This window comes from Spirosoma liriopis (genome assembly GCF_023196085.1).
Taxonomy (GTDB): domain Bacteria; phylum Bacteroidota; class Bacteroidia; order Cytophagales; family Spirosomataceae; genus Spirosoma; species Spirosoma oryzicola.
The window spans coordinates 393,416-413,565 of sequence record NZ_JALPRF010000002.1 but is presented as its reverse complement, the minus strand read 5'-3'; the positions used below and the strand labels follow the sequence as shown (position 1 = coordinate 413,565).

Genomic DNA, 20,150 nt, shown 5'->3' with positions numbered 1-20,150 from the left:
ATATTTACAAAGCTAATCACTGCTGCCCAAACCATTCCCAAAACGATGCAAACCTACGACACACTCACCGAAGCACTGGACGGCCTACGCCAACAAGGCTTCACGCTCGACTACAACCTGAAAAGCGACGCCCTGCACTGTCAGCAAACGGATATTCAGCTCCACCCCACCGATTTTGATATTGTACAGGTTTATCGCTTCGAAGGCATGACTGACCCTGACGATTCAAGCGTTCTGTATGCCGTTGAAGACAAAGAAGGCAACCGAGGCACATTGGTAGATGCGTACGGAGCCTACGCGCAGGCAGTATCCCCGGAAATGGCGGAAAAACTGCGTTATACGCCCGAAGAATGACGAACTTTTAAAGCAAAAAAATCATTCTGCTTCAACAGAATACGTGTTGTTACAATGAACTGGAATAAACTAACGAGCGACGCTCAACTCGACGAAATTAAGGAGGAGTCTGCGAAGCAACCGGTGCTGATTTTCAAACACAGCACGACTTGCTCGATAAGCGCCATGGCGCTCAGCCGGATGGAACGCAACTGGAGCGATCAGCTTGGCGTGAAACCTTACTACTTGGATTTGCTGGCAAACCGGCCTATTTCCAATAAAATTGAGAATGTATTCGGCGTAGTACACGAATCACCACAGGTATTGCTGATTCGGAACGGCAAGTGCGTTTATGATGCCTCGCACATGTCGATCTCGTTTGCGGGTTTACAGCAGGCTGTCTAGCAAAGAATGTATGCTCGTAAAAAGGGGCGGAAGAAACCATTTCTTCCGCCCCTTTTTCTTATTCTTTCAACGTGATTTTCGCCCGATGGCAAACACCCCCAATCGGCGGGTTGAATTTGGAGACGCTCACTTCCACGGCCAGCAAATCGGAATACTTCAGTCGGATTTCCTGAATGATGCGGTGAGCAATGTGTTCCAGCAATCGCGCTGGCTGCTTCATCACGGCAGCCGTAATCTGATAAAGATCTTCGTAGTTAACGGTGGCGCTCAATCGGTCGCGTCGGGCGGCTTCCGAGAAATCGGCGGTTACCACAATATCGACCGAATACTTGTTACCTATTTTTTGCTCCTCGTCGTAAAAACCGTGGTAGGAGAAAAATTCAAGTCCTTCTAATGCAATTGTTCCCATTTACAAGGCGGGTGCATACCCGCTAAAAGTACTGCGCGTTATGTCAGCGAACCACAACGCGTTTAGATCTGGTCGAAAAAAGACCCTCCCTTCTTTGGTTGCGTCTCTTCAACGACTATCGCTGGCTCTGCTGTATTTACTTCGGCTAAGGTAGACTCTGGGGCTGTCTTCTCAAAGGCGGGTTCTGGCTGAGCCACCGGTAATGATGCGTTTTCTGGCTGCATTTCCTCATGAACGGCGTCATCGAGTCTGGCTATAACCGGTTCGTCAATGGGTATTGCTTCGGGAATGGCCGTTTCGCGCTCAACCAATTCAGGGAGTTCATCGACAGGCGTTGCTGGCTCGGAGGGCATCGGTAACGCACGCACACTTTGCTCCTCGTCAGCCTTTTTCAGTTCACCATTGATCTGAGTGGACACTTCATCTATTTTCCCCTTCAGGTCCTGCTTCAAGAACTTCTTCTCGAACCGATCAACGCTATCAATAGCCCCGCTGGCAAGCGAGCGTATCTGAGTAGCCAGATTTTCCTTGTATCCCTCCAGCGCCTTGAAATCATGTTCAATCACTTTCAGGTCATTAAGGATATTTTCTTTCAGAAAGCGCGACTGATTTTCGGCGTCCTGCACCATCAATGTCGATTTCTTACGGGCTTCGGCCAGCATGTCATCGGCGCGCTGGCGGGCTTCGGCCATATACTGCTCTGCTGCTTTTGTGGCCTGATCAGTAATTTGTGTACTCGTATCCTCGGCGGTCTTCAGCGTCCGAAACAGGGTCATTTCTACTTCTTTGAGTTTACCCAATTCTTTCTCGGCTAACTCAAGCTGCATTTTCAGCATTTTATGTTCACCGGTGACACGCTCCCATTCTTGAGAAAGTGAAACTAGAAAAGCATCAACATCTTCGGATTTATACCCACGCAGCCCCCGTTCGAACGTGTGCTGCCGGATCTCAATGGGCGTAATTTTCATCGGTACACTTCGGTTAAGGTAATTATTGTCATACCTGCTGAGGGTGAAGTAACACCTATAATATGGATTTATCAATAAATGGCAAGTGAAATCCGCTTGTTCGGTCTGAAAACTGTGCGTTAGGCTACTTTCCAGACCGAAACCGTGCGGTCGTCGCTTGCCGAAAGCAACTGATTCTTGTAATTAGTCCACAACAATTTATTAACAGATGTACCATGTCCGGCATGGCGGGCGCGATCAACAACCTTCAACAGACGGAACGTTTCAGCATCCCACAATTTGATTGATTTGTCCATACTCGCCGTTGCCAGCAACGTCCCAGCCGGATTGTAGACAAGATGATTGATGGCAAACATATGCGCAACGATATCCTCGTGCAACGTGTACTCATTTTCGACCTGCCATACTTTTAGGTGAGCATCGCGTCCTGCTGTTAGCAAAAATCGAAAATCAGGCGAATAGGCCACCGTAAAGACAGAATTAGCGTGGGCTGGAATCATCCGTTTAAGCGCGTAGGTAGTCAGGTCGAAAATCCGGACAGTATTATCGCTATAACCGATGGCTACCTCTCGCTCGACGGGATTAACGGCTATACACCGCGCCGACTGATCGGACGCCTTCAAGTGTTTTTTGATAGCCAGCTGTTCGGCGTCAACGACGATCACTACCCCATCCGAAAGCGCAATAATTGCGTCATTTTTGTAAAATTTTATGTCAAAAATGGCCGCCGTAGTCAGTTTTAACGAGTTAACTTCTTGTTTACTGGAAACGTCGATAAGATGCACTCCTTCGTAATTCTGCCCTACCCATAAAAGCCCGCTCGTGGTGTGTAAAGCGAGCGCGTATACGGAAGCCGGAACTTTTGCAACCAGTTCTCCCAGATCAGGCCGATCCAGATGCCAGCGCACCACCAAGCCGTCTGCTCCGGCAGAAAAGAGCTGATGGGGTTGCGGTCCGTGTTCGAGTGCATACACACAGTCACGATGACCGCCAAACGTATCAATTTTTTCAATTATCACGCCTTATAAACCAAAAGTCGAGCATCAAAGGTCGGTAAACCTTTCTTTTTCTCGAACGACTTCCGATTTTTGATTCGTGACTATCGAATTAGAAATAACGAATGATTGCGTGGCTGTGCTCCGGTCTATCACCGAGGACGAGCCAACACTCCGGGCTGATCTAACACTGACCGCACCCGAACAGGAGGATCTAGCCGGTATCAACCATCCGGCCCAACGCGTCGAATGGCTGGCCTGCCGGGTGGCCGTCAAAAGCTTGGTTGAAGCGCAAGGGTTAGCATACGCCGGACTACAGAAAGACGAATATGGAAAACCACACCTGATTGGGGCACCCTGGCACATTTCCCTTTCGCACACGGGCGGCTGGGCGGCTGCGGTATTGCACCGGACCCGTCCGGTTGGTATCGATATCGAACCCATTCGGGAACAGTTTCGGCGCGTTGTGCCACGGGTTTTATCGGAAGATGAAATCAGCCACGCAGCCGGAGAGCCAAATCGGCTGGCCGTCTACTGGTGCGCGAAAGAAGCGCTGTACAAACTCTACGGCAAACGCCAGCTTACCTTCCGTGATCATTTGCACGTTGAACCGTTTGCGGATGGCGACGACCATCTGGTTGGTCATGTCCGGCTACCCGACCACGAAGCACAACTAACGATTCGTTGTTTTCAGGTCGGGCCCGGCCTGTTGGCACTTGCTTTTTAGTAGGCTATCGTTGGGTGTAATCCGACAAGGGCAAACCATCCCCATCGTCTTTAACCATATCCAGGATTCGTTCAACCTCCTGAACCCGGTCCGTATCGCCATTTTTTTCGAAGGCAAGGGTCAGGTTTCGAAGCACCCGACGAACGATATCAACGTTTGTGCAGGGTTGATAGAACGTATCCAGACGCTTTAGATTCAATTGGTCGATATACTGGTCGATGTCTTTCTTCGTAAATACTAGCCCCCGATTGAAAACATTGATATAAAACTGAACCCCGTTGTCATTCTTATACGTCAGAACGAACAAGTTGGGCAGGTTTACGCCATAAACGGGCAGGTTCAGGCGCTTGGCGATCAGCATGTAAAGCACACAAAGCGTGATCGGATTCCCCCGCCGTGTTTCCAGCACCTGATTGATCATCGAGTTAGACGGCGAGTGAAAATGCTTGGTATTCGGGGCAAATTTCAGCTTCGTGAAGAAAGCATTGTTCATAGCCCGAACCTGCTCGTCTGGGTGCATGTCTGGCTTGATATCAATCCAGACATCGTAATACAATTGCTCAATATCACGCTTTAACTTGTCGAGCGACAGATCCGGGTATTGGTAGGTCGAAACAATCCAGAGGCCTTCCAAGAGGTCCATGGCGCCACCGTTTTTCCAATCGCGCATCCGATCCAGCACGGATTCGTACTGCAAATCGTGGATGATTTCTTCGATTCGCTTTTGAAGGGCTGGATTAAAACTTCCCTCCCATTCGGTTTCCAGCAGCGGAATCATTTGCCCGCCTATTTGTCGTATTTGCTGTTCAACATGTTCAACTACCTCCATATCTTCGTCGTCCAACAAGGAGATCAGCGCTTTTAATTCGTTGTCGCTCATGCTTTTTTGTAACGTTTTAAGGTAGCCCCAAGATAAAAACTACTTTCGGAAACCTCCTGAATATACTACTTTTGTCTGGTTTAACGGGCCAGTATCCTAAAATAACAACAAAATTTTTATAAAAAACGGTTTGACTCCTACAGGTAATTCCCCAAAGATTCTGGTAACCGGCGGTGCTGGCTTTATTGGTTCGCACACAGTTGTTTCCCTGGTTGAAGCCGGTTTTGAGCCGGTCATTGTCGACGACTTTTCCAACTCCGAACGGTCCGTGCTCGACGGTCTGCGGACCATACTGGGCCGCGATGTAACGTGCTATTCGGCCAACTGTAACGATGCCGCCGAAATGGCAGCTATCTTTCAGAAAGAAGGCTTTAGCGGTGTCATTCATTTTGCCGCCTACAAAGCGGTGGGTGAATCGGTTCAAAAGCCGCTGAAGTATTACCGGAACAATCTGGATTCGCTGCTGCTGCTGTTAGAACTGATGCCAAAGTATAAGGTGTCTAACCTGGTATTTTCATCGTCCTGTACCGTGTACGGCCAACCGGAGCAACTACCTGTTACGGAGCAAACACCACGCCTACCGGCCCAGTCGCCGTATGGTAATACAAAAGCCATCAGCGAAGACATCATCCGTGATACGGTAAACGCTCAAGTACCCATTAAAGCATTAGCGCTGCGCTATTTTAATCCGGTTGGAGCACATCCGTCAGCCGAAATCGGTGAATTGCCGCTCGGTGTTCCGGCCAATCTGATTCCGTTCATCACGCAAACAGCCGCCGGTATCCGCCAGAGCCTCACCGTTTACGGCGATGACTACAACACATCCGACGGTACCTGCGTCCGCGATTATATTCATGTCGTTGATCTGGCCGAAGCGCACGTACAAGCCCTGCGGAAACTAAGTGAGTCCAGCGACGAAGCGAGCTACGATGTCATCAACATCGGCACAGGCCGGGGAGAAACGGTCCTGAATATCATCAAGACGTTCGAACAGGAAACCGGCGTTAAGCTTAATTACACCATCGGACCCCGTCGTGCGGGCGATGTAGAGCAGGTCTATGCCGATGTCACCAAAGCCAATCAGGCACTCGACTGGCAGGCACGTCGTTCACTGGCAGAATCTTTGCGGGATGCTTGGCGGTGGCAGCAGAAAATCAGTTAACTTAGGCGATATTAGCTATCTATAAAGTTAACTACATACCGTATACTGAAAACTTATTAACAATGAAAATTCTTATCACGGGCGGAGCCGGATTTATTGGATCGCATGTTGTTCGATTATTCGTCACAAAGTACCCGGAGTATCAAATTTATAACCTCGATAAGCTGACCTATGCCGGTAATCTGGCAAACCTGTCGGATATCGAAAATGCGCCGAACTACACGTTCATCAAGGGCGATATTACAGACGCGAAGTTCATAGATGATATGTTCACCGAACTGCTGTTCGATGGCGTTATTCACCTCGCGGCCGAATCGCACGTTGACCGTTCGATCACCGACCCGATGGCGTTTGTCATGACGAACGTCGTGGGTACTGTCAACCTGCTGAACGCAGCAAAAAATAGCTGGCAGGCAAGCGAATCGGGCTTCGAAGGAAAACGATTCTACCATGTCTCGACCGACGAAGTATACGGATCGCTTCACAATCCCGAAGATTTCTTCACCGAAGAAACCGCTTACGATCCTCAATCGCCTTATTCCGCTTCCAAAGCAGCATCCGACCATTTTGTACGGGCTTATGGTAATACTTACAAGCTGCCGGTCGTGTTGACAAACTGTTCGAACAACTACGGCCCGAATCATTTTCCGGAAAAACTCATTCCGTTGATGATTCATAATATTCAGACTAACAAGCCTTTACCGGTCTATGGAAAAGGAGAAAACATCCGTGACTGGCTGTATGTAGTGGACCACGCACGGGCGATTGATACCGTTTTCCACAAAGGCGAACTAGGCGAAACGTATAACATTGGCGGCTTTAACGAGTGGAAAAATATTGATCTGGTTCATTTGCTGTGCTCCATTATGGATCGCAAGCTTGGACGGCCAGAAGGCACATCGGCGCAGCTGATCACGTACGTAACCGACCGGGCCGGACATGATCTCCGTTACGCTATTGACGCTCACAAGATCATGAATGAACTTGGCTGGCAACCCTCGTTGCAATTCGAAGAAGGTCTCGAAAAAACGGTAGATTGGTTCCTGACTAATCAGCAGTGGCTGGACAACGTTACGTCGGGCACTTATCAGACTTATTATCAGGGAATGTACGCAAATCGTTAAAAGCAAAGCATGGAGCCGGGAGTAAATAAATTCTCGGCTCCGGCTCTGCGCTCTACTATGAAAGGAATTATACTGGCCGGGGGCTCCGGCACCCGTCTTCATCCGCTTACACTGGCAGTCAGTAAACAGCTTATGCCCGTTTATGACAAGCCGATGATTTATTACCCCCTGTCTATTTTGATGCTGGCGGGTATTCGTGACATTTTAATCATCTCGACACCACACGATCTGCCTCACTTTGAGAAACTTCTCGGCGATGGGGAACGGATCGGGTGCCGCTTCAGCTACGCCGTTCAGCCTAGCCCGGATGGACTGGCACAGGCGTTTATTATTGGCGAAGAGTTTATCGGTGATGATAAGGTAGCACTCGTTCTTGGTGACAATATTTTTTACGGTTCAGGGTTGTCGAAACTGCTTCAGGCTAACAATGATCCAGAGGGTGGAGTCGTGTACGCTTACCAGGTACATGACCCTGAGCGTTATGGCGTCGTGGAGTTTGATGATTCGTTCAACGTACTTTCTATCGAGGAAAAACCTGAGCAGCCCAAGTCTCACTTCGCTGTTCCAGGGCTTTATTTCTATGACAATGAGGTCGTAGAGATTGCAAAGAACATTAAACCATCTCCCAGGGGCGAGCTAGAAATCACCGATATCAACCGGGTCTACCTCGAACGCGGTAAGCTGAAGGTGGGTGTACTGGACCGGGGAACGGCCTGGCTCGACACAGGTACGTTTGCGTCGTTGATGCAGGCGGGTCAGTTCGTGCAGGTGATTGAAGAACGCCAGGGACTAAAAATCGGCTGCATTGAAGAGATTGCGTATCGCATGAAATTCATCAATGCAGAACAATTGACAGCCATTGCCAAACCGCTGGTAAAAAGTGGTTATGGTCAGTATTTATTGAACATTCTCAAATAAACGTAACCTTAGTTGTAGCGTTTGTATTGGTTAGAAACGTCAAGGAATTCCTTGGCGTTTTTTTTATGCTTTTTGAGCAACAACTAACCGCTTAGTAAATAAAGAGTGTAGCAAGCAGCTAACAAATTAAGCTATGACAATAAACGGCAGAAAATAAGGAATTTATTAAATACTTCTTTATCAGTACATTAGCTATAATAAATAAACGCTGTACCCTTGATTGTAAAAGACAAATACGCTTAAATATACCTATATACATAAATAAGACACATTGAGACTATTTCACTTAACTACCGTCACATAGCGTAAGCTAGGGAAATCAACTCAGGATTACACCTTGTTTCCACAGTTAACCGTACTTAAAAAATACCTAAGAAAGCATGATGCACTATGTTGACACGCTCACAACGGAGCTTGACTTCTTTCAAACCAAGGTTACGAAAATAATTACCCAGTTATACCGTACAAATGTCAAAGATCACAAAGGCAAGGTCATTCCCCAGATCTATCTCGCGGAAGAATGGGAATACGTGGGTCAGCCGTTCAACGCACTGACCGAACATGGCCTGGCTTACATTGTAAACGAAGAACTTGTCGAATTCTTTAGCTGGAGCGATTTAGATGCAGAGTCGCTGATTGACGTTGTGCGCATTCTGGAAGACAAAGATTTTGATTAGTTGCGGTACCACAACCGCATGAACTAAGTTTAGTTGGGGTGTTAGTCTGGCATTCCTGCGGTCTTCACATACCACCGTGTTTTTTTGAGCCAGCCATGTCCTGCTGTTTTACCAAATTCAGCAAGACATGGCAATTACCCCAAATTTGGTACAGTCAGTTGGTGATCATTTCCGTTAAAAGCCATGCGTTAAGCTGAATTTTGTACAGTAGGCGGCTTTTTGACTACCTGTTGCACGAAGTTTCACCGTACTTTTATGGCCGTGAAGTGGTTGACAACCATACTGGCTCTTTATCTGACTGGCCTTTCCCTGTGGCCGTGCGCAGATGAAGCCTTATCCATAATTGGGCAAGGCAACCAGGGCGCGTTTATTTCGGCGAAGACCGCTTCGTCAGAAGCCTCTCATGACCACCAAGACCATTGTACACCATTCTGTAGCTGTGCCTGTTGTGCGGCCACAATTACAGTCGCTCCACAGTTTCATTACTCCCCGGCTTATCTCGTCGAAGTTGCCTTAGTTGCAACGACGGATTTTCAGTATACGCTTCTCCAATGGGCTGATCCACTTTCGGCGATCTGGCAGCCTCCCAAATTAGTAATCTGAACACCTCTTGCGTTTACGATTGACCCCGTATGCTTCATCAGCGTATGCAGTTGATTCGTACGCAGCATCTTTTTGTATCCACTTGTTCAGATTCAATTATGCTGGATCGCATCATTCGTTTTTCTATACAGAACAAACTGATTATCGGGCTCTTTACGCTCGCACTCGTCATCTGGGGAAGTTACTCGCTGTCCAGACTTCCTATTGATGCGCTGCCCGACATCACGAATAACCAGGTGCAGGTCATTACGCAAAGTCCAACCTTGTCGGCGCTGGATGTTGAGCGACTCATCAGCTTTCCAATTGAGCAGACGATGGCAACCCTACCCGACCTGGAGGAAGTCCGTTCAATTTCCCGCTTTGGCCTGTCGGTGATCACGATTGTCTTCTCAGATAAAGTCGATGTTTATCTGGCTCGCCAACAGGTTTTTGAGCGATTGCAGGCGGCTCGTTCGCAAATCCCGGCGGATGCGGGTGTTCCCGAATTATCGCCAGTGACTACCGGCCTCGGCGAAATTTACCAATACGTCCTACGGGCCAAACCTGGTTACGAAAAACGCTACCCGGCCATGGAACTGCGCTCCATACAGGACTGGATTGTCAGGCGGCAGTTGCTGGGCACGAAAGGCGTAGCAGATGTCAGTAGTTTTGGCGGTTACCTTAAACAGTACGAAGTAGCAATTGATCCACAGCGGCTTAGAGCCTCGGGGGTTACGATGGATGAGTTGTTTACGGCTTTGCAACGCAATAACCAGAACGCGGGCGGAGCCTACATCGACCGCCGACCAAATGCGTACTTTATCCGTTCAGAAGGTCTTATCGGTTCGCTGGCCGACATTGGCAAAATCGAGGTACACCGAACTCCGGCGGGTATTCCTGTATTGGTGCGCGACGTGGCTCAGGTTCAGTTTGGTCATGCGGTGCGCTACGGAGCCATGACTCGCAACGGCGAGGGCGAAGTGGTGGGCGCTATTGTCATGATGCTCAAAGGGGCCAACTCGTCCGAGGTAATCGGTAACGTCAAAGAGCGCATCGAGCAAATCAAAAAATCGCTGCCCGAAGGTGTAGAAATTCACGCGTTTCTGGACCGGACAAAGCTGGTTGATCGGGCTATCGGAACGGTCGAGCGTAACCTGATCGAAGGAGCGTTGATTGTCTTGTTTGTGTTGATTTTACTCCTGGGCAACTGGCGTGCCGGACTGGTTGTAGCCTCGGTGATTCCCTTGTCAATGCTGTTTGCGGTCTCGCTCATGAACTTCTTCGGTGTATCGGGCAATCTGATGAGTTTAGGCGCTATTGACTTTGGGCTGATTGTCGACGGTGCGGTGATTATCGTAGAAGCGACCTTGCACCATCTGATGCTGAAACGTTTCCGGCGTAACCTGTCGCAGGCAGAGATGGACGAAGAAGTTTTTGAATCCGCCAGCCGGATACGCTCATCGGCTGCCTTTGGCGAGATTATTATCCTGATTGTGTACCTGCCTATTCTCGCGTTGGTCGGTATCGAAGGCAAAATGTTTCGCCCGATGGCCCAGACCGTCGTTTTTGCCATTGTTGGCGCTTTTATCCTCTCGCTAACGTACGTTCCTATGGTTTCGGCTCTGCTCCTGAGTAAGAAACCTGTCCGCGAAGGATCACGAACCATCTCTGACCGGATCATGGCTTTTTTCCACCGGCTCTATACACCAGCGATAACGTGGACGCTCAATCATAAAGGTATGGTCGTTGGTTTCTCACTGATACTCTTCGCCGGTAGCCTATTGGTTTTTAGTCGATTGGGGGGTGAGTTCATTCCACAACTAGACGAAGGTGATTTTGCCGTCGAAACGCGCGTCATGACTGGCTCTTCGCTCGCTCAGTCCAGTGAAGCATCCTTACAGGCAGGCCGTATCTTGAAAGAGACCTTTCCGGAAGTAATTGAAGTGGTTGGCAAGACCGGTACCAGCGAAATTCCGACTGATCCGATGCCGATAGAAGCCACCGATTTGATGGTTATCCTCAAGGACCGTAGCGAATGGACTTCGGCGGACAGTCGGGAGGAGCTAGCGGATAAAATGCAGGATAAGCTCAACCAGATTCCGGGCGTAAGTTTTGGTTTTCTGCAACCCATCCAGATGCGGTTTAGCGAACTGATTTCGGGCGTTAAGCAGGATGTGGCGATCAAACTTTATGGCGAAGACCTGAAATTACTGGCCGAATATGCCGCCCGCATCGGTCGGATAGCGACTACGGTACAAGGCGTGAAAGATCTGTACGTCGAACAGGTTTCCGGTTTACCGCAGATCGTGGTTCGTTTTGACCGCGACGCACTGGCTCGCTTCGGGTTGTCGGTTGAAGAAGCCAACCGGTACCTGCAAGCTGCTTTTGCCGGTGCTTCGGCAGGTTTGGTTTACGAAGGCGAGCGACGGTACGATCTGGTGGTTCGGCTGCAACAGCAAAGCCGCCAACGACTCGAAGATGTGCAGAATCTGCTGGTGACATCCGTAGACGGTCAAGCGATTCCGCTGAGTCAACTTGCTGATGTATCGTTTCAAAACAGCACCAATCAGGTACAGCGCGAAAATGCGCAACGGCGAATCACGGTGGCCTTCAATGTGCGCGAACGCGACGTAGAAAGCGTTGTCCGCGAGTTACAACAGACGCTAGACCAGCAACTCAAACTTTCTCCGGGCTATTATCTGACGTATGGCGGTCAATTTCAAAACCTGGAAGAAGCAAAAGATCGGCTTAGCATCGCTGTACCGGCCGCTTTGGGTTTAATTTTTACCCTGCTCTTTTTTACGTTTAGATCGATTCGGCAGAGTCTGCTAGTTTTTTCGGCCATTCCCTTGTCAGCCATTGGGGGCATCTTCGCCCTTTGGATTCGAGATATGCCGTTTAGTATTTCGGCGGGCGTCGGCTTTATTGCCCTTTTTGGCGTGGCAGTTTTAAACGGTATCGTTCTGATTGGTGAATTCAACCACCTTAAGACCGAAACTGAACTCAGTTTACGCGAGCGGATTCTCCAGGGAACTGCTAGCCGACTGCGTCCGGTTATGATGACCGCACTTGTGGCTTCGTTGGGCTTTCTGCCAATGGCTTTGGCCAAAACGGCAGGCGCGGAGGTCCAACGACCTCTGGCTACGGTAGTCATCGGCGGATTGCTATCGGCCACGCTATTAACGCTCCTGGTGCTGCCATGCCTTTACTGGTGGGAACAAACCATTCAGCAAAGAAACAACTTTGGCGTCAGGCACCCATCCAGCGGTGCACCAACGGCGATTGGTAAAGCGCTGACCAGTTTACTTGTGCTGGGGCTACTAGGCGGTATTGACCACTCGGTGCAGGCTCAAGTTCCACAACTGACGACAACGTCACTCTCGCTTGATGCGGCTTTACAACAGGCTGTTACAAACAACGGAAGTACTCGCGTCAGTACGCTCAATACGGCCATTCAGCAGACTGGTCGTCGGTCGGCCCGTGACATTGGAGCGACGAATTTATCCTGGATGGGGGGGCAATACAACGGCGTCAACTTCGATAATAACGTCACGCTTCAGCAAAGCTTGCCTAACCCTAAACTCATTAAGCAATTGGGACGTCTGGCTGATGCGGCTATCGCCAGCAGTGAAGTACAGGCCAAGTTAACGCAGAATGGTTTGAGGGCGCAGGTAAAAGCCGCTTATTACGATCTGCTTTATCTGGTGGAACGAAATAAGCTTTTACGGTCTCAGGATAGCCTGTTGATTTCATTTCGGGCGGCTACCGAACTTCGGCTGAAAACAGGTGAGGGTACAACCGTTGAAGTGGCGACGGCTAGCAATCAATTGGGTGAACTGCAAAATCTACTGGCCCAAAATGAAGCCGATCAGCAGATTGCCCAGAGCCGTTTGCAAACGTTGCTAAACACCAATCGACCGATTCAACTCTCGGAGAACAGCCTGACCCGTCGCAACTTACCGACTGTAACGGATTCGATCACGCTGGCCCAAACGCCTGAACTGGCTTTACTGCGCCAACAAACCGAAGTAGCCGCTCAGCAAACGGCGGTCGAACAAGCGCGTCTGCTCCCTTCTTTTTCGCTGGGTTATTTCAACCAATCGCTCATTGGAACGTATACGGTCAACAATCAGGAAGTTAGTTATGGTGGCGGAAAACGGTTTCAAGGCTTCATAGCGGGAGTCGCCGTGCCTTTGTTTACTCGTCCGCAACGCGCGCGCGTCGAAGCGGCCCGACTAGGACAGCAATTAAGCGAAGCCAGTCTGAGTTTGACGCAACGGAATCTGCAAGGCGAGTTAAGCATTCTGGTTCAATCGATTCGCAAACTGCAAAGTAGCCTCAACTACTACGATCAAACCGGGCTACCTACGGCTCGCTTGTTGACCGATCAGGCAAATCGGGCGTTTCGGGCGGGCGAAATCGCGTATCTGCAACTCTCTCAGGCGCTTACCCAGGCTTACCAAACCCGCACTGGCTACGTAGACACCATCAATCAATACAATCAGGCGGTCATCGCTCTGGAGCAATTACTTGGTCTGCCTTAATCCCATCCCTATGTTGACCTTACTAAATCGCTATCTGATTGCCCTGCTAGTTGCCCTGTTCAGTCTTGCGGGCTGCAAGCAACAGGCAACCAACGAGCGTGAAACGAAAGCAGAAACAACGCATACGCACAACGAAGAACCGGCCGACATTGTCGAACTGACGGATGATCAGATCCGCATTGGTGGCATCCGTTTAGGAAAAATCGACTACCGCAATTTAAGTCAGCAGTTGACCGTCAATGGTCGATTAGCCGTTCCGGCTCAAAGTCAGGTCAATGTATCGGCGTTACTGGGTGGATTCATCCGAACAATACCGTTGTTGCCCGGTCAGCCTGTCACGAAAGGTCAGGTACTGGCCCGCATCGAAAACCCCGATTTGATTCAGCTACAGCAGGATTACGCCGAAACGTATAGCCGACTAACGTTTTTAGAAACCGAATTTGCTCGTCAGAAAGAGCTCAGCGAGCAAAATGTAAGCGCCTTGAAAGTATTTCAGCAGACCAGCGCCGACCTAAAGGCAACACGCGCCCGTTTAGCGGGAATGGCTCACCGGATGCGGCTAGTTGGCTTATCGACGCAGGCAGCCCTAGACGGTAAGTTTAGCAGTATGTATGTCCTGACCGCACCCGTGGCTGGTGTTGTAACGAGTCTATCGACCACAGCCGGACAATACGTACAACCCAGCGACGTAATTGCTCAACTGACCAGCAGTCATGGGCTGTACGCTGAACTTACTGTCTTTGAAAAGGACCTGCCACAGCTTCGGGAGGGTCAGCGGGTAGTTATCCGACTGACAAACGAAAACGGGCGTGAACGCTACGGACGCATCAAACACATCAATCAATCCATTGATGCCGACCGTTCCGTTCGCGTGGTCGCCCAGCTTGACCAACCAGCCGCTCACTTGACACCTAACACCTTCCTAAAAGCAAGCCTTGATCTGGGCAACAGTCGAGTGACGGCGTTACCGGAAGGTGCTATTGTATCCGCCGAGGGAAAGGATTACATTTTTGTAGTCACCAACGAGCAAGCCCCCGAACACCATGAACATGAAGAAAAAAGCGAAGCGAATCACCAGCCAGACGAAGCCGAACAGCATGGTACAGGCTTTAAACAGATTCAGGTTCGTCGGGGAGTAACCGAAGGTGGTTATTCACAAATTACACTACCATCTACAATCGATCTGGCTACGACTAAAGTGGTGACCAACGGCGCTTATGCGGTACTATCACAGCTTCAGGCCGCAGGTGGACACGAGGAAGGTCATGCTCATTGACGAAAGGAACCTTGGTTTATGCTGGTTGCTTATGTTGGAGATATGTCGCCAAACCGTTTATACTCAATTCAATGAACGCACTTATCACGGGTAGTCTAACGCTGAGCCTACTTCACGCTCTGATCCCCAGCCATTGGTTACCCCTCGTGACCATTGGCCAGACCGAACGCTGGTCGTACCGGCAGTTGATTTTTGTTACCGTAGTTGTTGGACTGGCGCACACAATCAGTACCAGTTTGTTAGGTATACTGGTGAGTTTGGCGGGATGGCAACTGGCCGAGAACTACCACGATCTTTCGGAGCGAGCCATTCCTTTACTGCTCCTTGCGCTGGGGCTTTGGTATTTGATGCAGCACATCCAGCACCGGCACCTTCACAACCATATCGACACGAAAGCAGTCCGGCAGACACGCTCGTTCAGTGCGTTACTCCTATCGTTGGGACTGGCTATGTTTCTTTCACCCTGTCTGGAAATTGAAGCTTACTTCTTGAGCGCGGGCGCTCAGGGTTGGCAGGCCGTTGCCCTGGTCGTCCTGATCTATAATGTGATCACGTTATCGGGAATGCTGGTCATGGTTACGCTGGGGCGGCATGGGTTGCGCCGGGTCAACGCTCATTGGTTTGAACACAATGAAAATCTGATAACTAGTTTGACACTGATCGGGCTGGCTATACTTAATTTTTACATCGAATTCTAACGGACGCTATGGCACACGACCACAATCATACCCATGACGATGACGACGATCACGACCACGAGGACGTGGCCCTGATAGAAACAGGTACAACCCCAGCGGCTGATGCAGCACCGGCGAAGAAAGGTCCGGAGCAGACCTGGCGCACCTACGCACCGGCCATCAGTAGCTTGGTTTTGCTGCTAGCTGGTATTGCTCTAGACCATTACGCTGCCGACTGGTTTCAGAACCCGATTCGCTTTCTCTGGTACCTGATCGCTTATTTACCTGTCGGATGGCCAGTCCTGCACCGCGCCTGGAGCCGGATTCTCCACCGGGATGTGTTCACGGAATTTTTTCTGATGGGTGTTGCCACGGTAGGCGCTTTTGGCATCGGCGAATATCCCGAAGGGGTTACGGTCATGCTGTTTTACACCATCGGCGAACTGTTTCAGGATGCGGCTGTGTTGCGCGCCCGTCGGTCAATCAAAGCGCTGCTAGATGTTAGACCCGATCAGGTAACGGTTATCCGGAATGGACAAGCAATGCCGGTTCAAGCAGCCACAGTAGCCGTTGGCGACGTTGTCCAGGTAAAGCCCGGTGAGAAAGTCGGCCTCGACGGCACTATGCGATCAGAAAGCGGCAGTTTCGACACGGCGGCCTTAACCGGAGAAAGCGTTCCCCGTACCATTCGCCAGGGCGACGTTGTGCTGGCCGGAATGATTAACCGGCAATCGCTGGTCGAGATGGACGTAACAACGCCTTATCAGGATTCTAAGTTATCCCGCATTCTTAAGCTCGTTCAGCAGGCAACAGGTCGTAAAGCACAGACTCAGGAATTTATAGCCCGCTTTGCCCGAATCTACACGCCAGCCATCTGTGGGCTAGCGTTGCTGATTACGCTCGTGCCTTATTTTTTCGTGGCTGATTACCAATTTCACGACTGGCTTTACCGGGGGTTGGTCTTTCTCGTGATTGGTTGTCCATGCGCATTGGTCATCTCGATTCCGCTCGGGTATTTTGGTGGTATCGGTGCGGGGTCCAAACATGGTATTTTGTTCAAAGGCTCCGTATTTCTCGATTTGATGACCCAGCTTAAAACGGTCGTCATGGACAAAACGGGTACTCTGACAAAAGGAGTCTTCAAGGTTCAGGATGCCACATCCATAGGCATTGATGCCAATGAACTAGCCAAATTAACAGCGGCATTGGAAAGTAAATCAACGCATCCGGTAGCTACGGCACTTATTGCCTATGCCGGAACAGGATACGAATCCGTTTCAGTAGAAAATGTCGAAGAAATTCCCGGTCACGGCTTAAAAGGCAAGGTAGCCAGTAGGACTATGCTGGCCGGAAACGCCAAGCTACTGCGAAAGTTCGGCGTAGTATTCGATGAATCATTGCTTAACATACCCTACACCATTGTTATGACGGCCCTCGACGGGCAGTTCGCTGGTTATTTTACGATTGCGGATGAACTCAAACCCGACGCAGCCGACGCGATTCTGCGTCTTAAGGAAAATGGCATTCATACCGTGATGTTATCGGGTGATAAATCAGCGGTGGTTGACGCAGTTGCCCAACAGCTTGGCGTCGATGAATGGCACGGCGATTTACTTCCTGAAGATAAAGTCGCTCAGGTTGAGCACCTTAAAGCTGCGTATACTGGTGATACAAAAGCGAAGTTAGCCTTCGTCGGTGATGGCGTCAACGATGCCCCTGTCGTTGCGCTGGCCGACGTTGGAATAGCGATGGGCGGTCTGGGTTCAGACGCCACCATCGAGACGGCTGACGTAATCATTCAGAATGACGAACCGGCTAAAATTGCAACTGCCGTTGCTATCGGTCAAGCCACTCGTCGGATTGTCTGGCAAAACATCAGTCTATCACTCATCGTCAAAGCGATTGTGCTTCTGCTGGGTGCAGGAGGTATTGCCACGATGTGGGAAGCGGTCTTCGCCGATGTTGGCGTGGCAATGCTGGCGATTCTCAATGCGGTGCGGGTACAGAATCTCAAATTTCGCTAACGCCCTGTCAGTTTACCAAGCCTTTTTCGCAAGAAGCAGATCGGCCAGAAAACATGGTACAACAAAAAGCCCTGTCAATCATAATGTTGACAGGGTTTCCTTTAACCTAACCTATGAGATGAGAAATAACGTCGCCTGGTTGCCCATCAGCTACGATACAAAGGTAACGGGTCAACACCCGACTGCGTAAGAGCAAAAACCCTGATTTTTTATCAGCGCTTACAATTAAGGAGAAGCCCCTAATTCACTACGTAGAACTACCTGATTAAGCAGACCTAAAGGCAGTATTCGCGTCAAAACGCGTACCTTCGATTGAAAAGTCTACGGTTTACTAATAGCTTTCCACCCATCACTATTCTTTATAAACGCACATGACTACTCCGTTTAGTGAAAACGCCGGACGTTTTTTAAATTCTTCTGAAACCAAATCAATGAAAGAAGCTTATCGTGATCGTAAGCTAGCCGTTGGTCTGTCGACAGATGATTATGTTCGTTCCGAGTATTTTGGAATCAATCAGATAAAAGAACTTCTCAACCATCCAGATTGCGTCGGGCTTCGGGTACACCATGCCAAGCGTTGGGAGGATACCGATGGAAATCCTACCGAAGTTGGAGTCGGACAGCTTAAGCCACGCGTTTTGTTGACTGCCGTTAATGCAAAAGGCAAGAACATAGGCGTCAACAGTGGCAGTGCCGGCTTGAAAGACATGAACCAAAACGCAGCTACACTTGGCGATGGTCTGCCATGCCCAAGGCACTGTGGTGGAGATGAAGATAACTAAAAACGGTTGAACGTATGCTGGAAAGATTACTGCTATTATCAGGCAAATATCCGTTAGATTTTATCTCAGATATTAGCAGTATTTTCCCTATTCTGATAGGGCTCGCTAACTATAAAGTTTTAAGCAAATCATCTAAACTAATTCTGTTATTTTTTGGCATGTATCTCCTTGGTGATACATGGATGATTTGGCTCGGTCTGGAATCAAAAAATAATCTTTTTATCTTAAATCTATATCCCTTAGGCGGCATTTTACTCCTGACTACTGTTTATTTTTCAGCTTTCGACAGCGTATTGACCAAACGTATAATCACGGGGCTAGCTGTACTTTCTTTTCTTATCTGTCTGGTCAATATCAAACGTCTCGAAGCTGATCCTATAGGCTCAATAACGTACAGACTATACATTATCATTCTGGCGCTGCTTTATTTTAATAAAATCTTATCAGACATGCGCATTCGGAATATTCTCATTCACAATTTATTCTGGATAAGCTCAGGCATAATTATTTACGCGACGGGTACTTTCTTTATTTCAATTTTCAGCAAAATCATTTTCAACCCATCGCTGGTTAGCGATGAATTATTTGATACGTACTGGAATATAAACAATATCCTCTTTCTTTTCTTGGTTACGTTTTCATCAATTGGGATTTGGTTTAGTAAGTACGAAAAGGGAAATCTGCTATAACTAATTGCCGCTAATACCTTACCGCTGCTAATGCTAATCAGCCTATTACGTCTTCTACCACTCACTCAATCGTAATTTCATTTTTTTGACGTTCAGATCAAATTGGCCAACTTTACTTTATTTGGCTTTGGTCATAATTGATTTCATCAATGGATTCTGGTTTTGTTATTGCCGTTGGTACAGTTGTGTTGCTGATGATGGCGGTGTTCATCATCATCTTCGTGGCTTATTACCAACAAAAACAGGCAAAGCAGCAACTAGCCCTTAAAGAATTACAGGAGCAGCACCGACGCGAACTGATGACGGCTACCTTTCGGGGGCAGGAAGAAGAGCGAAGACGGCTGGCCGAAGATTTGCACGACGGTATTGGCACCATGCTCTCCGTGACCAAAATGAGCCTGAATCAACTGGAGCGCCAACTTAACGAAGATAACATCCGGGCCAGTTTACAGATCGAAAAAACCCGCTCCATCATTGACGATATGATGACCAATGTCCGTCGTATCAGCCGTGATCTGGTTCCGACAACCCTCGACCGGTTTGGTTTGCTGCCCGCGCTGGAAGAACTGGCCGACCGCGCCAGTGACAGTGAACTGGATGTGCAGCTGGACTATCCTGAAACAATCAATCAGTTATCATCAGCTATTGACCTGATGCTGTACCGCATCGCGCAGGAGCTTGTCAACAATGCCATCCGTCATGCGCGGGCCAAGCATATTGTTATTCAGTTGCAATGCCTTTCCGACATCGTGCGTTTGTCCGTACTAGACGACGGCATAGGCTTTGACTTCGACGCTGTCACGGAAAGCAAACAAGGCGGTCTGGGTCTACGAAATATTGAAAGCCGCCTGAGCGTAGTTGACGGCCATGCCACCTTCGACGTTGCTCCCGGTCGCGGCTCGCAAATTCATGTCCAAATACGCTTGCAAGTTGCCCAACCCGCCCCATTACTAGGTTGATTTGCTTGTCTGTTTAGTT

The 20,150-nt window shown here is 49.2% G+C and carries 19 protein-coding genes; 15 read left to right on the top strand and 4 right to left on the bottom strand.

The genetic code is table 11. The annotated features are described in order from the left end of the window. The first annotated feature begins 45 nt into the window (after positions 1 to 45). Together M0L20_RS10835 and ytxJ are read left to right on the top strand one after the other, a co-directional pair. A complete protein-coding gene (locus tag M0L20_RS10835; RefSeq protein WP_248476939.1) occupies positions 46 to 354 on the top strand; it encodes a phosphoribosylpyrophosphate synthetase in 309 nt (102 codons plus the stop codon). A gap of 54 nt (positions 355 to 408) precedes the next feature. Beyond that, positions 409 to 738: a bacillithiol system redox-active protein YtxJ gene (gene ytxJ / locus M0L20_RS10830; RefSeq protein ID WP_232560980.1), complete on the top strand. Its 330-nt coding sequence runs from the start codon at positions 409 to 411 to the stop codon at positions 736 to 738. 58 nt (positions 739 to 796) lie between these two features. Here ytxJ and folB read toward each other — a convergent pair whose 3' ends face one another. The 3 genes from folB to M0L20_RS10815 all read right to left on the bottom strand — a co-directional run bounded on the left by folB (position 797) and on the right by M0L20_RS10815 (position 3,134). Beyond that, positions 797 to 1,147, bottom strand: a complete 351-nt coding sequence (gene folB / locus M0L20_RS10825) for a dihydroneopterin aldolase (RefSeq protein WP_232560979.1) — start codon at positions 1,145 to 1,147, stop codon at positions 797 to 799. A gap of 62 nt (positions 1,148 to 1,209) precedes the next feature. Next, complete coding sequence (locus M0L20_RS10820) at positions 1,210 to 2,115, bottom strand: DivIVA domain-containing protein (RefSeq protein ID WP_248476938.1); 906 nt, start codon at positions 2,113 to 2,115, stop codon at positions 1,210 to 1,212. A gap of 119 nt (positions 2,116 to 2,234) precedes the next feature. After that, positions 2,235 to 3,134, bottom strand: coding sequence for a WD40 repeat domain-containing protein (locus M0L20_RS10815; RefSeq protein ID WP_248476937.1), 900 nt, complete (start codon positions 3,132 to 3,134; stop codon positions 2,235 to 2,237). 76 nt (positions 3,135 to 3,210) lie between these two features. On the opposite strand from M0L20_RS10815, the gene M0L20_RS10810 reads away from it, so the two are divergent. Continuing rightward, positions 3,211 to 3,837, top strand: a complete 627-nt coding sequence (locus tag M0L20_RS10810; protein WP_435531828.1) for a 4'-phosphopantetheinyl transferase family protein — start codon at positions 3,211 to 3,213, stop codon at positions 3,835 to 3,837. 4 nt (positions 3,838 to 3,841) lie between these two features. On the opposite strand, the gene M0L20_RS10805 is transcribed toward M0L20_RS10810, so the two are convergent. After that, entirely contained in the window at positions 3,842 to 4,717 is an 876-nt protein-coding gene (locus M0L20_RS10805) for a transglutaminase-like domain-containing protein (RefSeq protein ID WP_232560976.1), read from the bottom strand. Between the two features lie 130 nt (positions 4,718 to 4,847). On the opposite strand from M0L20_RS10805, the gene galE reads away from it, so the two are divergent. The 12 genes from galE (at position 4,848) to M0L20_RS10745 (ending at position 20,131) form a co-directional block, all read left to right on the top strand. Further along, the gene (gene galE, locus M0L20_RS10800; protein WP_232560975.1) at positions 4,848 to 5,879 is read left to right on the top strand and encodes a UDP-glucose 4-epimerase GalE; all 1,032 of its coding nucleotides are present in this window, start codon (positions 4,848 to 4,850) and stop codon (positions 5,877 to 5,879) included. 62 nt (positions 5,880 to 5,941) lie between these two features. Further along, positions 5,942 to 7,003, top strand: a complete 1,062-nt coding sequence (gene rfbB / locus M0L20_RS10795; protein WP_248476936.1) for a dTDP-glucose 4,6-dehydratase — start codon at positions 5,942 to 5,944, stop codon at positions 7,001 to 7,003. Positions 7,004 to 7,060: 57 nt separating this feature from the next. After that, positions 7,061 to 7,921: a glucose-1-phosphate thymidylyltransferase RfbA gene (rfbA, locus tag M0L20_RS10790; protein ID WP_248476935.1), complete on the top strand. Its 861-nt coding sequence runs from the start codon at positions 7,061 to 7,063 to the stop codon at positions 7,919 to 7,921. Positions 7,922 to 8,301: 380 nt separating this feature from the next. Beyond that, complete coding sequence (locus M0L20_RS10785) at positions 8,302 to 8,598, top strand: hypothetical protein (protein WP_232560972.1); 297 nt, start codon at positions 8,302 to 8,304, stop codon at positions 8,596 to 8,598. A gap of 255 nt (positions 8,599 to 8,853) precedes the next feature. Next, positions 8,854 to 9,201 (top strand): hypothetical protein, encoded by a 348-nt coding sequence (locus M0L20_RS10780; protein ID WP_232560971.1) that lies wholly within the window; start codon positions 8,854 to 8,856, stop codon positions 9,199 to 9,201. Positions 9,202 to 9,299: 98 nt separating this feature from the next. Next, positions 9,300 to 13,724, top strand: a complete 4,425-nt coding sequence (locus M0L20_RS10775; protein WP_248476934.1) for a CusA/CzcA family heavy metal efflux RND transporter — start codon at positions 9,300 to 9,302, stop codon at positions 13,722 to 13,724. 10 nt (positions 13,725 to 13,734) lie between these two features. Then, the gene (locus M0L20_RS10770) at positions 13,735 to 15,000 is read left to right on the top strand and encodes an efflux RND transporter periplasmic adaptor subunit (protein WP_248476932.1); all 1,266 of its coding nucleotides are present in this window, start codon (positions 13,735 to 13,737) and stop codon (positions 14,998 to 15,000) included. Positions 15,001 to 15,071: 71 nt separating this feature from the next. Further along, a complete protein-coding gene (locus tag M0L20_RS10765) occupies positions 15,072 to 15,698 on the top strand; it encodes a hypothetical protein (RefSeq protein WP_232560968.1) in 627 nt (208 codons plus the stop codon). An 8-nt stretch (positions 15,699 to 15,706) separates the two neighbouring features. Then, positions 15,707 to 17,701: a heavy metal translocating P-type ATPase gene (locus tag M0L20_RS10760; protein ID WP_248476930.1), complete on the top strand. Its 1,995-nt coding sequence runs from the start codon at positions 15,707 to 15,709 to the stop codon at positions 17,699 to 17,701. 371 nt (positions 17,702 to 18,072) lie between these two features. After that, positions 18,073 to 18,483, top strand: a complete 411-nt coding sequence (locus tag M0L20_RS10755) for a hypothetical protein (protein WP_248476929.1) — start codon at positions 18,073 to 18,075, stop codon at positions 18,481 to 18,483. A gap of 14 nt (positions 18,484 to 18,497) precedes the next feature. Then, the gene (locus tag M0L20_RS10750) at positions 18,498 to 19,172 is read left to right on the top strand and encodes a hypothetical protein (protein WP_248476928.1); all 675 of its coding nucleotides are present in this window, start codon (positions 18,498 to 18,500) and stop codon (positions 19,170 to 19,172) included. Between the two features lie 149 nt (positions 19,173 to 19,321). Beyond that, positions 19,322 to 20,131, top strand: coding sequence for a sensor histidine kinase (locus M0L20_RS10745; RefSeq protein ID WP_232560903.1), 810 nt, complete (start codon positions 19,322 to 19,324; stop codon positions 20,129 to 20,131). The last annotated feature ends 19 nt before the right edge of the window (positions 20,132 to 20,150 follow it).

Excerpts from the sequence above, each read along its gene's own strand:
- M0L20_RS10835 (WP_248476939.1), top strand. The coding sequence starts at position 46 with ATGCAAACCTACGACACACTCACCGAAGCACTGGACGGCCTACGCCAA.
- ytxJ (WP_232560980.1), top strand. The coding sequence starts at position 409 with ATGAACTGGAATAAACTAACGAGCGACGCTCAACTCGACGAAATTAAG.
- folB (WP_232560979.1), bottom strand. The coding sequence starts at position 1,147 with ATGGGAACAATTGCATTAGAAGGACTTGAATTTTTCTCCTACCACGGT.
- M0L20_RS10820 (WP_248476938.1), bottom strand. The coding sequence starts at position 2,115 with ATGAAAATTACGCCCATTGAGATCCGGCAGCACACGTTCGAACGGGGG.
- M0L20_RS10805 (WP_232560976.1), bottom strand. The coding sequence starts at position 4,717 with ATGAGCGACAACGAATTAAAAGCGCTGATCTCCTTGTTGGACGACGAA.
- rfbB (WP_248476936.1), top strand. The coding sequence starts at position 5,942 with ATGAAAATTCTTATCACGGGCGGAGCCGGATTTATTGGATCGCATGTT.
- rfbA (WP_248476935.1), top strand. The coding sequence starts at position 7,061 with ATGAAAGGAATTATACTGGCCGGGGGCTCCGGCACCCGTCTTCATCCG.
- M0L20_RS10785 (WP_232560972.1), top strand. The coding sequence starts at position 8,302 with ATGATGCACTATGTTGACACGCTCACAACGGAGCTTGACTTCTTTCAA.
- M0L20_RS10780 (WP_232560971.1), top strand. The coding sequence starts at position 8,854 with ATGGCCGTGAAGTGGTTGACAACCATACTGGCTCTTTATCTGACTGGC.
- M0L20_RS10775 (WP_248476934.1), top strand. The coding sequence starts at position 9,300 with ATGCTGGATCGCATCATTCGTTTTTCTATACAGAACAAACTGATTATC.
- M0L20_RS10770 (WP_248476932.1), top strand. The coding sequence starts at position 13,735 with ATGTTGACCTTACTAAATCGCTATCTGATTGCCCTGCTAGTTGCCCTG.
- M0L20_RS10765 (WP_232560968.1), top strand. The coding sequence starts at position 15,072 with ATGAACGCACTTATCACGGGTAGTCTAACGCTGAGCCTACTTCACGCT.
- M0L20_RS10760 (WP_248476930.1), top strand. The coding sequence starts at position 15,707 with ATGGCACACGACCACAATCATACCCATGACGATGACGACGATCACGAC.
- M0L20_RS10755 (WP_248476929.1), top strand. The coding sequence starts at position 18,073 with ATGACTACTCCGTTTAGTGAAAACGCCGGACGTTTTTTAAATTCTTCT.
- M0L20_RS10750 (WP_248476928.1), top strand. The coding sequence starts at position 18,498 with ATGCTGGAAAGATTACTGCTATTATCAGGCAAATATCCGTTAGATTTT.
- M0L20_RS10745 (WP_232560903.1), top strand. The coding sequence starts at position 19,322 with ATGGATTCTGGTTTTGTTATTGCCGTTGGTACAGTTGTGTTGCTGATG.